Origin of the sequence: Aeromonas sp. ASNIH1, from assembly GCF_002934285.1 — a bacterium.
Classification (GTDB): Bacteria; Pseudomonadota; Gammaproteobacteria; order Enterobacterales; family Aeromonadaceae; genus Aeromonas; species Aeromonas caviae.
Map to the genome: position 1 here is coordinate 2,099,528 of NZ_CP026228.1, position 11,880 is coordinate 2,111,407.

Annotated in this window: 13 protein-coding genes and 1 riboswitch; of the genes, 5 read left to right on the plus strand and 8 right to left on the minus strand. The window is 61.9% G+C overall.

From position 1 onward, the window contains the following. Window positions 1-59 precede the first annotated feature (59 nt). Window positions 60-518 carry an Lrp/AsnC family transcriptional regulator gene (locus tag C2U37_RS10190; protein ID WP_039039724.1) on the plus strand — a complete coding sequence of 153 codons (459 nt, stop codon included), beginning with the start codon at window positions 60-62 and terminating at the stop codon, window positions 516-518. Between the two features lie 87 nt (window positions 519-605). On the opposite strand, the gene C2U37_RS10195 is transcribed toward C2U37_RS10190, so the two are convergent. The 4 genes from C2U37_RS10195 to treR form a co-directional block, all read right to left on the minus strand. Next, window positions 606-1,226 (minus strand): sugar O-acetyltransferase, encoded by a 621-nt coding sequence (locus C2U37_RS10195; protein ID WP_103243774.1) that lies wholly within the window; start codon window positions 1,224-1,226, stop codon window positions 606-608. After that, window positions 1,226-2,890 (minus strand): alpha,alpha-phosphotrehalase, encoded by a 1,665-nt coding sequence (treC, locus tag C2U37_RS10200; RefSeq protein WP_104452219.1) that lies wholly within the window; start codon window positions 2,888-2,890, stop codon window positions 1,226-1,228. The genes C2U37_RS10195 and treC overlap by 1 nt, the downstream gene beginning before the upstream one ends. A gap of 88 nt (window positions 2,891-2,978) precedes the next feature. Further along, window positions 2,979-4,409, minus strand: a complete 1,431-nt coding sequence (gene treB / locus C2U37_RS10205; protein WP_039039721.1) for a PTS trehalose transporter subunit IIBC — start codon at window positions 4,407-4,409, stop codon at window positions 2,979-2,981. Window positions 4,410-4,595: 186 nt separating this feature from the next. Next, window positions 4,596-5,543, minus strand: coding sequence for a trehalose operon repressor TreR (treR, locus tag C2U37_RS10210; RefSeq protein WP_041211765.1), 948 nt, complete (start codon window positions 5,541-5,543; stop codon window positions 4,596-4,598). A 134-nt stretch (window positions 5,544-5,677) separates the two neighbouring features. On the opposite strand from treR, the gene C2U37_RS10215 reads away from it, so the two are divergent. The 3 genes from C2U37_RS10215 to ansB all read left to right on the plus strand — a co-directional run bounded on the left by C2U37_RS10215 (window position 5,678) and on the right by ansB (window position 8,122). After that, on the plus strand, window positions 5,678-6,628 hold the full coding sequence (locus C2U37_RS10215) for an AEC family transporter (protein WP_104452220.1): 951 nt from the start codon (window positions 5,678-5,680) through the stop codon (window positions 6,626-6,628). 111 nt (window positions 6,629-6,739) lie between these two features. Then, window positions 6,740-6,934, plus strand: a complete 195-nt coding sequence (locus tag C2U37_RS10220) for a heavy-metal-associated domain-containing protein (RefSeq protein WP_042015137.1) — start codon at window positions 6,740-6,742, stop codon at window positions 6,932-6,934. A gap of 129 nt (window positions 6,935-7,063) precedes the next feature. Continuing rightward, on the plus strand, window positions 7,064-8,122 hold the full coding sequence (gene ansB / locus C2U37_RS10225) for an L-asparaginase 2 (RefSeq protein WP_010675782.1): 1,059 nt from the start codon (window positions 7,064-7,066) through the stop codon (window positions 8,120-8,122). Between the two features lie 94 nt (window positions 8,123-8,216). Here ansB and C2U37_RS10230 read toward each other — a convergent pair whose 3' ends face one another. Continuing rightward, the gene (locus tag C2U37_RS10230; protein WP_267893179.1) at window positions 8,217-9,203 is read right to left on the minus strand and encodes a sodium:calcium antiporter; all 987 of its coding nucleotides are present in this window, start codon (window positions 9,201-9,203) and stop codon (window positions 8,217-8,219) included. Window positions 9,204-9,291: 88 nt separating this feature from the next. Next, a riboswitch (yybP-ykoY riboswitch) is annotated at window positions 9,292-9,399 on the minus strand. 191 nt (window positions 9,400-9,590) lie between these two features. On the opposite strand from C2U37_RS10230, the gene C2U37_RS10235 reads away from it, so the two are divergent. Beyond that, entirely contained in the window at window positions 9,591-10,178 is a 588-nt protein-coding gene (locus tag C2U37_RS10235; RefSeq protein ID WP_010675780.1) for a superinfection exclusion B family protein, read from the plus strand. Between the two features lie 63 nt (window positions 10,179-10,241). On the opposite strand, the gene C2U37_RS10240 is transcribed toward C2U37_RS10235, so the two are convergent. The 3 genes from C2U37_RS10240 to C2U37_RS10250 all read right to left on the minus strand — a co-directional run bounded on the left by C2U37_RS10240 (window position 10,242) and on the right by C2U37_RS10250 (window position 11,768). Continuing rightward, window positions 10,242-10,700, minus strand: coding sequence for a methylglyoxal synthase (locus tag C2U37_RS10240; protein WP_041211864.1), 459 nt, complete (start codon window positions 10,698-10,700; stop codon window positions 10,242-10,244). 250 nt (window positions 10,701-10,950) lie between these two features. After that, window positions 10,951-11,430 carry a bacterioferritin gene (bfr, locus tag C2U37_RS10245; protein WP_103858517.1) on the minus strand — a complete coding sequence of 160 codons (480 nt, stop codon included), beginning with the start codon at window positions 11,428-11,430 and terminating at the stop codon, window positions 10,951-10,953. A gap of 131 nt (window positions 11,431-11,561) precedes the next feature. Further along, entirely contained in the window at window positions 11,562-11,768 is a 207-nt protein-coding gene (locus C2U37_RS10250) for a bacterioferritin-associated ferredoxin (RefSeq protein WP_039039715.1), read from the minus strand. Window positions 11,769-11,880: the final 112 nt, after the last annotated feature.

An 11,880-nucleotide genomic window follows, 5' to 3' on the forward strand; every position in this document is an offset into this window, starting at 1 on the left:
ACTTGGGTAAAACCGGTCTAATACTGGCCTTGTGCGATAATTTTTATCTAATGAACCCCATGACCGACAAATTTGACCTGCTCATCCTCGCCGAGCTGCAACAGGATGCCCGTCTGCCCACGCCGGAGCTGGCCCACAGGGTCGGTCTTTCCGCCCCTGCCTGCTACCGCCGCGTCCGCGCCTTGCGGGAGTCGGGTCTCATCGAGCGGGAAGTGGCGCTGGTGGCACCGTCCACCATGGGCTGGCCCATCACCATGCTGGTGCTGGTGACCCTGGAGCGGGATCATGGCCGCATCGTCGATGAGATGATCGCCAGCCTGCAGCGGGAACCCGAGGTGATGGATCTCTGGTATGTGACGGGGGAGCAGGACTTCGTGCTGCAAGTGGCCGCCAGGGACATGCAAAGTTACGAGCAGTTCACCCGTCGGGTGCTCCATGCCAGGGACCAGGTGCGCAGTTTCAAGACTCTGGTGGTCATGGGACAGCACAAGCGTTGCGGCGCCTTGCTGCCCGGGTAAAGAGGGGGCTGCGCCGAAGCCTTGCCGGCATTGCGGGAGCGCCGTCAGGGAAACGAACAGGGGCAGGTACGGCCTGCCCCTTCTGTGTCAGCCAGGTGCCCCGGGCGCCAGCTCCTCTGCCGTCATGGGGCGCAAGACCCGGCAGGGATTGCCGACCGCCACCACGCCTGCCGGAATGTCTCTGGTGACAACGGACCCCGCCCCGATGACGCTGTTGTCCCCTATGGTGACGCCCGGGCAGATGACGACGCTGCCCCCAATCCAGACGTTGTTGCCGATGCGCACCGGCTTGCCGAACTCCACCCCCTTGATGCGAGGCGCTACCGCCACCGGGTGGGTAGCGGTGTAGATCTGCACTCCGGGGGCCAGCAGCACGTTGTCGCCTATGTGTACCTCGCACACATCCAGGATGGTGCAGTTGAAATTGGCGTAGAAATTCTCGCCGACAAAGATGTTGGCGCCATAGTCGCAGAAGAAGGGGGGCGTGATGAAACAGCGTTCTGCGCGGCCACCCAGCAGGCGGGTGAGGCGCTCATCCCAGCCAGGGGCATCGGTTCGCTCCCGGTTCAGTTCTCCCAGCAGGGCGCGACACTGCTCCCGCGCAGCCCGCAGTTCGGGGTCCCCTGCATCATAGGGCGCTCCCGCCACCATCTTCTGCCACTCGGGGCCACGCACGGCGGGCCGCTGCACTGTTGTTGCGTCAGTCATCATTGCTCCATCAGCCAGATCAGGGATTCGTAAGGGCGCAGCTTGCAGGATTGCGGGCGGGCCGGGCTATCCGGGTAGTTGCCAAGCAGCAGTCGCCCCTCCCCGCTTTGCCGCTCGGCAGGCAAGGCAAATTCCACCGGCTCGCCGTAGAAGTTGCTCACCACCAGCAGGGTCTGACCGTTGGCGCGGCGGACATAGGCCCAGATCTGCGGGTGCCCTGCCAGCAGCTCCTGATAATCCCCCTGGGTGAAGATGGGATGGCTCTTGCGCAGGCGGATCAAATCCCGGTAGTGCCAGAACACCGAGTGCTGGTCGGCCAGCGCCGCCTCGGCATTGATCTCGGAATAGTTGGCGGCAGGCTTGAGCCAGGGCGTCCCGCTGGTGAAACCGGCGTTGGAGGCGGCACTCCACTGCATCGGGGTGCGGGAGTTGTCCCGGGACTTGGCACCGAGAATGGCGAGGATCTCGGCCTCGCTCATCCCTTCCGCCTGCTTGATGGCGAAGATGTTGCGACTCTCCACATCCTGATAGTCGTTGATGCGCTGATAGCCGGGGTTGGTCATGCCGATCTCCTCCCCCTGATAGATGTAGGGCGTCCCCTGCAGGCCGTGCAGCGTGCTGGCCAGCATCTTGGCGGCGACCACCCTATGCTCGCCCTCATCGCCGAAACGGGAGACGATGCGCGGCTGATCGTGGTTGCACCAGAACAGCGCCGACCACCCCTTGCCATGCATGCCGCTCTGCCAGTGGTTGAAGATGCGCTTGAGTTCGAGGAAATCGAACGGCGCCTTGGTCCACTTGTCGCCATTGGGGTAATCCACCTTGAGGTGATGGAAGTTGAACACCATGGAGAGCTCGGAGCCATCGAGGGCGCCATAGCGCTGGCAGTGCTCCAGAGAAGTAGAGGACATCTCCCCCACCGTCATGGCGCCGACAGGAGCAAACACGTCGCGGCTCACATCCTGCAGGAATTCGTGGATGCGCGGCCCGTCGGTGTAGAAGCGGCGGCCATCTCCACTGTCGTCGCTCGGGAAGCGCTGATCCTTGGAGATAAGGTTGATGACGTCGAGCCGGAAACCGTCCACCCCCTTCTTGGCCCAGAAGTGGATGATGTTTTTCACCTCGGCACGTACCGCCGGGTTTTCCCAGTTGAGATCCGCCTGCTCGCGGGCAAAGAGGTGCAGGTAGTACTGGCCGGTGGCCGGGTCCAGCTCCCAGGCGCTGCCGCCAAACTTGGATTGCCAGTTGTTGGGCACGCCGCCGTCCACCGGATCTTTCCAGATGTAGTAGTCGCGATAGGGGCTGTTCTTGTCTCCCAGCGCCGACTTGAACCAGGCGTGCTCGGTGGAGGTGTGGTTGACCACGATATCCATCACGATGCGGATGCCGCGCGCATGGGCGGCGGCCAGGAGCGCTTCGAAATCGCTCATGGTGCCGTAGGCCGGATCAATATTCAGGTAGTCGGCGATGTCGTAGCCGTTGTCCACCTGGGGGGAGACATAGACCGGGGTCAGCCAGAGGGCATCGACGCCGAGGGTCTTGAGGTAGTCGAGGCGGGCCATGATCCCCTTGAGATCACCGGTGCCACGGGCGCCGGAATCCTGAAAGCTTTTGGGGTAGATCTGGTAAATCACGGCGCTTTGCCACCAGGGTGTCTGTGTCATGGTTGGTTCGCTCATTGGTTGAAACCGGATTAGTTGGAACAGGGCAACGATAAAGGGCGGAGCCAGGGCTCCGCCGAGGTTGTGTGGATCAGGCCGTGGCCAGATCCAGCTTGCCGGCAGCCTGCTGGCGCTTGTAGACCAGCAGGGTCAGCAGGGCGGGGACCACGATGGCCACCAGCATGGCGATGGCGTAGATGCCCCAGTATTGCGGCTGGATGGAGAGGATGCCCGGCAGGCCGCCCACCCCGATGCCGTTGGCCATCACCCCGGCGAAGCCGCAGATGAGAGCCGCACAGCTTGAGCCCACCATGGCGCACAGCATGGGGAACTTGTACTTGAGGTTGATGCCGTACATGGCCGGCTCGGTCACCCCGAGATAGGCGGAGATGGCGGCCGGGACCGAGATCTCCCGCTCGTTCTCCTTGCGGCTGATCAGGATGATGCCGACGACCGCAGACGCCTGGGCGATGTTGGAGAGGGCGATCAGCGGCCAGATGGGGGTGCCGCCCATGCTCTGCATCAGTTGCAGGTCCACCGCGTTGGTGGTGTGGTGGATGCCGGTGATGACCAGGGGCGCATAGAGGAAGCCGAACAGGGCGGCGCCGATGGGGGCAAACGAACCCGTCATGGCCGCCTTGGCGGCAAAGCCGACGCCGTCACCAATCCAGCGGCCGAACGGACCGATCAGGGCGTGGGCCACGATCACCGCCAGCAGCAGGGAGATGAAGGGCACAATCACCAGGTAGAGATAGGCCGGGATGATGCGCTTGAGGCTGGTCTCCACCCAGGCGAGGAAGACACCCGCCAGCAGGGCCGGAATGACCTGGGCCTGATACCCTACCTTCTGGATGACGAAGAGGCCGAAGTCCCACACTTCCGGGGTCTGCTGGCCGATGCCATAGGCGTTCATCAGTTGCGGCGACACCAGCGTGATACCCAGCACGATGCCGAGGATCTCGGAGCCGCCCATCTTCTTCACCGCAGACCAGCAGACACCCACCGGCAGGAAGTGGAAGATGGCTTCACCCAGCAGCCAGAGGAAGGCGTGCACCTGGGCCCAGAACTGGCTGATCTCGGTGAGGGTGTGGGTGCCGTCGTCGAACATCTTGATGTCGCCGATGACGTTGCGAAAGCCCAGGATCAGACCACCGGTGATGATGGCGGGCAGCAGGGGGACGAAGATCTCCGCCAGGTGGGAGATGCCGCGCTCCAACGGGTTCATGTTGTGGCGGGCGGCCTGTTTGGCGGCCTCCTTGCTGCCGCCGCTCACGCCGATCTCCTGGGTGAGCGCCTTGTACCACTGATCCACCTCGTTGCCGATCACCACCTGGAACTGGCCACCCTGGGTGAAGCTCCCCTTCACCGAAGGGATGGTCTCGATGGCCTTGGGATCGGCCTTGGCCGGATCGGCCAGCACGAACCTGAGCCGGGTCAGGCAGTGGCTGACAGTGGTGATGTTCTCTTTGCCGCCGATCCGCTCGATCAGCTGCGCCAGATGCTGTGTGTTGACTTTTGACATGAGCCTTCCCTCTGTGACTCCATGAATAATGGTCGTGTCTTTACCGGCTGGCCAAGGACCGCCCGTTTATTGGTATCGTTCCCAATCAGCATGAAGCCAGTGGCTGGCATCGGCAATGGGAACGTTCCCAATTCGTGGCGCTGGTCACAAAAAGCGCAAAACGCCGGGAATGGAGGAAAAGATAGACTACAGGGGCTGACAGGGGGCGATGGTCGCTCTGGGGGGTTGCCCCTCTTCAATCTGGTCGAGCAGCTGTCTGGCGGCCAGGATGCCGGCATCCTTGTAGCCGAAATCCAGGCTGAGGGTGTTGGCAAAGAGGAACGTCAGCATGGGATTGCTGCCAAGGCCGCTCACCAGGATGTCGGTGCGACCCTGCTCCTGCAGGTATTTGGCGGCGCCGATGGCCAGGGTGTCGCTGGCACAGACCATGGCCTGGGTGGTGGGGGTGAGCAGCTCGGCCGCGAGCCGATAGCCGCTTTGCAGACCGAGATCCCCGAGGGCGCTGCGGGGCGTGCGCCCCTGTTCCCGACAGTAGTCGAGGTAAGCCTGATGCCGACGCAGCCCAGTGGTGAGATCGCTGCGTTCCACCCCGAGATAGGCGACCTCGGTCAGGCCACGCTCCCCGAGGTGGGCGAGCACGGCGCGCACCGCCCCGTCATCGTCGAAGCAGACCGACGAGAAGCCGGGGCGCTCGCGGGCCATCAGCACCAGTTTCTCCCTGAGCGGCGCCATGGCGGCATAGTCCAGATCGTTGAAGGCAAACAGGATGATGCCGTCCACCCCGCGCCGCTCCAGCACCGCCAGGTGCTCGCTCACCTTGGCGGGGGAGAACTTGCTCTCCATCAGCACGGCGTCGTAGCCACGCTGGTAGAGGGTCTCCAGCATGCCGCGCACCGCCTGGTTCTCGGAGCTGGAGTCGAGGCGCGACACTACGATGCCGACCACCTGCTGGCTCTGGCTGCGCATGGCCCGCGCCGATTTGCTCGGGACGAAACCGTGCTGGGCGATCACCGATTCGACCCTGGCCCTGGTCTGGGCATTGACCTTGGGATCCTGATTGAGCACCCGGGAGACGGTCGACTTGCCGACTCCGCTGAGGCGAGCGATATCGAGGATGGTCAGTTTCTTTTCCATGGGGGATCCGTGACAGGGGAGGGCGACAACCGGGATGCAGACATTGTTGTGATTAACTCCTGTGAATACAAGCCCATGGCGTTAGAATGCCCTTTCCCAGGCGACTTTCTTCGCCGTTGCACAGGACGCGCATCATGGATCTGTTGGCAAGTCTGCACTTCTCTCTCTCCATCACGGGCCCCATCTGTCTGGTGCTGGTACTCGGCATCTGGCTCAAGCGGCTGGGTCTCTTGCCCGACAGCTTCGTCGAGTCCGCCTCCCGTCTGGTGTTCCAGGTCACCCTGCCAGCTCTCTTGTTTCTAAGCATGGTGCGCACCGATTTTTCCACCATGCCTAGCCCCTGGCTCATCCTCTACGGCCTGCTCGGCACCCTCGCCGGTTTCCTGGTGCTGGAGGTACTGGCGGCCCGTTTCATCAGCGAGCAGAAATTGCGGGGCATCTTCGTGCAGGGCAGCTTTCGCGGCAACATGGGGATCATGGGGCTGGCCTATGTGCAAAACGCCTACGGCCCGGAGGGGATAGGGGCCGCCGCCCTGCTGGTGGGCTCCATCACTGTGCTCTACAACGTGCTCGCGGTGATCACCCTGACCCGCAGCCTGGGGGGCGGAAAGGGGCTCGCCCCCATACTCAAGGGGATCGTCAAAAACCCCCTCATCATCGCCATTCTGGCGGCCCTGCCCTTCGGTCTGCTCGGCATCGAACTGCCTCAGCTGGTCATCAGCACGGGCAACTATTTCGCCAACATGACCCTGCCGCTGGCCCTGCTGTGCACCGGCGCCAGCCTCAACCTCAAGGCCCTGCGCGGCGGCGCCATGCTGACCGGCTGGGCCACGGTCAACCGGTTGTGCTGCATCCCCATGCTGCTGGTGCTGGGGGCCTGGGCGCTCGGTTTCAGCCCTCAGGCCCTCGGCATCCTGTTTCTCATCAGCTCGACCCCCACCGCCGCCGCCAGCTATGTGATGACCCGCGCCATGGGCGGTGACAGCGCCCTCGCGGCCAACATCATCGCCACCACCACCCTGGGCTCGCTCGTCACCACCAGCCTGGGGGCCGCCCTGATGAACTACCTGGGACTGATGGGGTGATGGGGCGCCGCCATGATGCACGACCCGGGGTTGACGGGATCGGCATTCGCCCTTGACCTTGCCGGAGGCGGCAGCTTTAGGCTGAGGTCACATCGACAGAGGAGAGAGCCCATGACCATCGAACTCACCGTTACCGGCATGTCCTGCGGCGGTTGCGCTGCCAGCCTGCAAAAGGCCTTGCTGGCCCAGCCAGCAGTCCGCACCGCCACGGTCGACTTTGCCAGCCGCCAGGCTGTCATCGAGAGTGAGCTGAGCAAAGCCGAGTTGATCGCCCTGATCGAGGCGAGAGGCTTTCAGGTAGAGTGAATTATCACTTAATTGGTATAAATCAGACTAATATTCTGTTTACTTCTTTTTATTGGTGAGAATGATCACTTAAATCCCGTTTAAAAAGAATAAAAATGCTGCAATTCCCTCATCCAAAAGGATTGCAGCATGACCCTTCCCATTCGCAAGACCCTGATCGCCGCCGTGCTCGGCCTGACCCTCTCCCCCATGGCCATGGCGCTGCCCAGCGTGCACATTCTGGCCACCGGCGGCACCATCGCCGGGGCGGGCCAGTCCGCCACCCAGTCCAACTACGAGGCCGGCAAGGTGGCCATCGAGACGCTGATCGCCGCCGTGCCCGAGATGAAAAACGTGGCCGACGTGCAGGGTGAGCAGGTGGTCAAGATCGGCTCCCAGGACATGAACGACGAGGTGTGGCTCACGCTGGCCAAGCGGGTCAACGCGCTGCTGGCCAGGGATGACGTGGACGGTATCGTCATCACCCATGGCACCGACACCATGGAGGAGACCGCCTACTTCCTCAACCTGACCGTCAAGAGCGACAAGCCGGTGGTGCTGGTGGGCGCCATGCGCCCCTCCACCGCCATGAGCGCCGACGGCCCCATGAACCTCTACAACGCCGTGGTGACCGCCTCTGACCCCGCCTCAAAGGGGCGTGGCGTCATGGTGGCAATGAACGACACCGTGCTGGATGCCCGCGACGTCACCAAGACCAACACCACAGGAGTGCAGACCTTCGCCTCCCCCAACTTCGGCCCGCTCGGCTACATCCACAACGGCAAGATCGACTACCAGCGCAGCCCGGCCCGTCTGCACACCAGCAAGACCCCGTTTGACGTGAGCAAGCTCGACAAGCTGCCCCAGGTCGGCATCGTCTACAGCTACGCCAACGCCTCGGACCTGCCGGCTAAGGCCCTGGTGGATGCCAAGTTTGACGGTATCGTTAGCGCCGGGGTGGGCAACGGCAACCTCTACCACACCCTGTTCGACACCCTGGCCAAGGCGAGCAAGGACGGCATTCGCGTGGTGCGTTCCGCCCGCGTGCCGACCGGTTCCACCACCCTGGATGCGGAGATCGACGACGCCAAGTACGGCTTCGTCGCCGCCGAGACCCTCAACCCGCAGAAGGCGCGGGTGCTGCTGATGCTCGCCCTGACCCAGAGCAAGGATCCGGCCCAGATCCAGCGCTGGTTCCAGCAGTTCTGAGACCTCGGCTCGGCCTGATTGAGACTACTTTGTGAGATGAAGGGCAGGATGGGATCCTGCCCTTTCTTGTTGCGCCAGAGGCAGATGCTGGCCCTCAGCTCATCATCAGCCAGCCGCAGAAACTCAGGTAAACCAGTCCCACCAGGGCGAGCCTGCCCGCCGTCATCCGCTCCCGACTGAACCCCCTCCACAGCAGCGCGACCGCCAGCAGCGTCACCAGGGAGGAGGCCATCATGGTGCTATCCAGCAGCCAGGGAGTGAACAGCAGGCAGAACGCCTTGGGAATGGTGCCCTGGATCATCATGGCCCCGGAGATATTGGCCAGTGCCAGCCGGTGTTTGCCCTGCCGCACCCAGATGAGCACGTTCATCAGCTCGGGCATTTCGGTGGCCACCGGGCTCAGCAACAGGGCCGCCAGCACCGGAGAGAGGCCGAACAGCTCGCCCATGCTCTCCAGCTGGTGAACGAACAGCTGGGCCGCCAGCGCCACCACACCGAGCGCCACCAGGGTTTGCAGCAGCACCTTGCCGAGCGCCGGGATCCTGGCGTGCGGATCCAGCTTGAGGGGGGAGGGCAATTCGGCATCGTGGCTGTCGGTCTGTTTCAGCTCACGTCGCACATAGAGGAGGTAGATCAGCACGAACAGGGGGGCCAGCCAGGTTTTACCGGTGAAGGCCATCATGCCAAGCAGCACGGCCAACAGGAAGGTGCCGGCAAACCAGGCCTGATCGCGGCCTATCTCCCGCTGCACCTCGCTATTGATGGCTCTGTGCTCCCGGTTCATGCACAGCAGCAGGGTCACGCCAACGGCGGCATAGCCAAGGGTGGAGAGCACTAGGGGACCGCCGAGGGCCGCACCTATGCCTATCTGCTGCTGGGCGGGGGCATCCCCCATCAGCAGGGCGGTCAGGGTGACGATGCATTCGGGCAGGGCCGTGCCGAGGGCGGCCAGCAGAGAACCGGTGGCGCTTTGGGACAGTTTGAAATGATGGCCGGTCCATTCGATGCCGTTGACGAAGTATCCGCAGGACAGATAGATGGTGACGGCAGAGATCAGAAATAACAGCAAGGTTATCAGCATGATGAGTAACCGCCAGGCGAGCAGAACAACCGATGGACCCGATACGGCTCGCCCGGCTGGCGTGCGTATCGAGGCCAAAGGTCTTGCAGGACGACAGGTGCTATCGCCGCCCATGCCATGGATCTGCGGATCCAAGAGTGTTGACATGGGCCCTGCCCGGATTTCGGGCGGGTTGCTACTCCCCAGTGACAGTGCGGGCTTTTTACCAAGTGGCTCGGTGAGTCGCAAGGCCAACAGGAGATGATCCGCGCGACAAGTTGTAAAAGGATGTGACAACCCCCTCGACTCTCCCGTCCGAGATCCTGATCTTTTTACGGGGATCCTTGTGCTGGCACAGCGATTGCTACGAGTTGGCTACTGTCCACATTGACTTGGGAAGGGTGAACGATGAAACGGTGGATCCAACATTTTTACCAGCTTAATCGCCTCAACTGGCTGATGGTCTGGCTGCTGCTTTGCTGCAGCATCATCCTGCTGTTTCCGGCCGGATTGATGAAAGGTGCCGTGAGCCAGTGGGCCACGGCTCATGCGGCCTGGCTTGGGGTCGGCATGTTGATCGCCATCTCCTATTTCTGCAGTCAGGGCTTCCTGATCGCCTGGGAGTGGGCCTGTGACGAGTGGCAGTCCCGCCGCCAGCAGGATCAACTGGCCCAGATGATTGGCTTCCTCGACTTCAACGAGAAGGCGGTGCTGCGGGAGTTCGTACTGCAACGGAAAAGCGTCATAAACCTGCCGATCACCGAACCCGCCGTCAAAAACCTGATGGATGCCGGCGTGCTCACCTACGCCTACGGCAAGCCGACGCGAGAGAAGGAGGACGAGAACCAGATCCGCGCCCTGATGATCGCCCTGCCAGCGCGCCCTCTGCTGACCTACAAGGTTCTGGGGCTGTCGCGGGGCAAGATGAGCGACGAGCAGGTGGAGCAGATCATGAATGCCAGGCCCAAATTCGCGCAGAAAAGCCTCCAGCGCTGACCTTTCCCCCCATGAAAGAAAAGAGCCGGACATCTGTTCCGGCTCTTTGCTGTCTGGCGTTGCTTATTCGGTTCTGGCCTTGAGGTAGCCGGCGTAGTCGGGCACCTGGACGCTGAATGCCTGCTGCATGTGCGGGCTGTCCATGATGAAGTCCGCCGTCGCCTCGTTGGTGGCGACCGGGATGTTCCAGACGGCCGCGAGGCGCAGCAGGGCCTTGACGTCAGGATCGTGGGCGGCGGGATTGAGGGGATCCCAGAAGAAGATCATCACGTCTATCTTCCCTTCGGCGATGAGGGCGCCGAGCTGTTGATCCCCTCCCATGGGGCCGGAGAAGAGGCAGGTAATGGGCAGCTGCGCCTTCTTGCCGAGCAGGGTGCCCGTGGTGCCGGTCGCATAGAGATGGTGGAGCTTGAGCTCCTCCTTGCGGCGCAGCACCCAGTTCAGCAGAGGGGCTTTCATGTTGTCGTGAGCCACCAGGGCAACCCGTTTGTGGGGCGCCATCTCGCGTGCAATCAGTTCCATGGAGGTCATCCGTAGCAAAATGATGGGAATGGGGTCGTATCCTAATCGAAAGCGGCGCCTGCCGCTGCCCCATGCATCGTAACTGTGATCCCGGAGGCGGTTCAATCCGGCGCCTGCCACCCTGGCAGCCTCTGGCCTGCCTTGTCAGCAGCCAGGTTGGCTACCGTATCGTAGGGCAAGATCTCTGCCGCTGGTGCCATGAAAAAACCCGCCTGGGCGGGTTGGGATTGTCTCTTGATGTCATCGCGATTCAGGATGACTCGGCATGGAGCTGGGATTGCTGGTAGTTTTCCAGACCGATACGAGCGATGAGATCGAGCTGGGTTTCCAGCCAGTCCACATGCTCCTCTTCATCTTCCAGGATCCCCTGAAACAGGTCGCGGCTGACGTAGTCCTGCACGGACTCGGCATAGGTGATGGCGACTTTCAGGTCGGGGATGGCGTCCATCTCCAAAGACAAGTCACAGCGCAGCATCTCTTCCACCGTCTCACCGATGCGCAGCTTGCCCAGATCCTGCAAGTTGGGCAGCCCTTCCAGAAACAGCACCCGCTTGACCAGCTCGTCGGCATGTTTCATCTCATCGATGGATTCGTGATACTCCTTGTGCCCCAGCCCTTTGAGGCCCCAGTCATCATAGATGCGGGCATGCAGGAAGTATTGGTTGATGGCAACCAGCTCATTGGCCAGCACCTTGTTGAGGTGGGCAATGATTTTGGGATCTCCTTTCATCGACATTACTCCTCGTGTTCGAGCCTAGGCAACGATCACTAGAGCTTAGTCCAGAAACATGACCATAACGTGATGGGGAAAGTCGTCCCCTGGAGGGCAGAAGGAGAGATGAAGACGAGAAGTCGGCGGTTTTACGCCACTTCGTAATAGAGCGGTGCCTGCTCTGACTCCATCTTGTCGATTTCGGTAGCGATGATCTCCATCGCCATGCGCACACATTTACCACATTGGGTACCGACTTCCAGCGACTGTTTCAACTGTCGGAATTCAGTCTTGCCTGCCTGTACTGCCTTGCGGATCTGGTTATCTGTGATGCCGCGGCACAAACACACGTACATAATCTGGACCTCATGCTGGAATGAGATGAAATCTAAATGAGAATGGTTCGTAGTGCAAAGAACGAATGGTAATAAGATCCCGTGCTTGCCAGTGATTCCACCCTTGGGGAGA

Excerpts from the sequence above, each read along its gene's own strand:
- C2U37_RS10190 (WP_039039724.1), top strand. The coding sequence starts at position 60 with ATGACCGACAAATTTGACCTGCTCATCCTCGCCGAGCTGCAACAGGAT.
- C2U37_RS10195 (WP_103243774.1), bottom strand. The coding sequence starts at position 1,226 with ATGACTGACGCAACAACAGTGCAGCGGCCCGCCGTGCGTGGCCCCGAG.
- treC (WP_104452219.1), bottom strand. The coding sequence starts at position 2,890 with ATGACACAGACACCCTGGTGGCAAAGCGCCGTGATTTACCAGATCTAC.
- treB (WP_039039721.1), bottom strand. The coding sequence starts at position 4,409 with ATGTCAAAAGTCAACACACAGCATCTGGCGCAGCTGATCGAGCGGATC.
- treR (WP_041211765.1), bottom strand. The coding sequence starts at position 5,543 with ATGGAAAAGAAACTGACCATCCTCGATATCGCTCGCCTCAGCGGAGTC.
- C2U37_RS10215 (WP_104452220.1), top strand. The coding sequence starts at position 5,678 with ATGGATCTGTTGGCAAGTCTGCACTTCTCTCTCTCCATCACGGGCCCC.
- C2U37_RS10220 (WP_042015137.1), top strand. The coding sequence starts at position 6,740 with ATGACCATCGAACTCACCGTTACCGGCATGTCCTGCGGCGGTTGCGCT.
- ansB (WP_010675782.1), top strand. The coding sequence starts at position 7,064 with ATGACCCTTCCCATTCGCAAGACCCTGATCGCCGCCGTGCTCGGCCTG.
- C2U37_RS10230 (WP_267893179.1), bottom strand. The coding sequence starts at position 9,203 with ATGCTGATAACCTTGCTGTTATTTCTGATCTCTGCCGTCACCATCTAT.
- C2U37_RS10235 (WP_010675780.1), top strand. The coding sequence starts at position 9,591 with ATGAAACGGTGGATCCAACATTTTTACCAGCTTAATCGCCTCAACTGG.
- C2U37_RS10240 (WP_041211864.1), bottom strand. The coding sequence starts at position 10,700 with ATGGAACTGATTGCACGCGAGATGGCGCCCCACAAACGGGTTGCCCTG.
- bfr (WP_103858517.1), bottom strand. The coding sequence starts at position 11,430 with ATGAAAGGAGATCCCAAAATCATTGCCCACCTCAACAAGGTGCTGGCC.
- C2U37_RS10250 (WP_039039715.1), bottom strand. The coding sequence starts at position 11,768 with ATGTACGTGTGTTTGTGCCGCGGCATCACAGATAACCAGATCCGCAAG.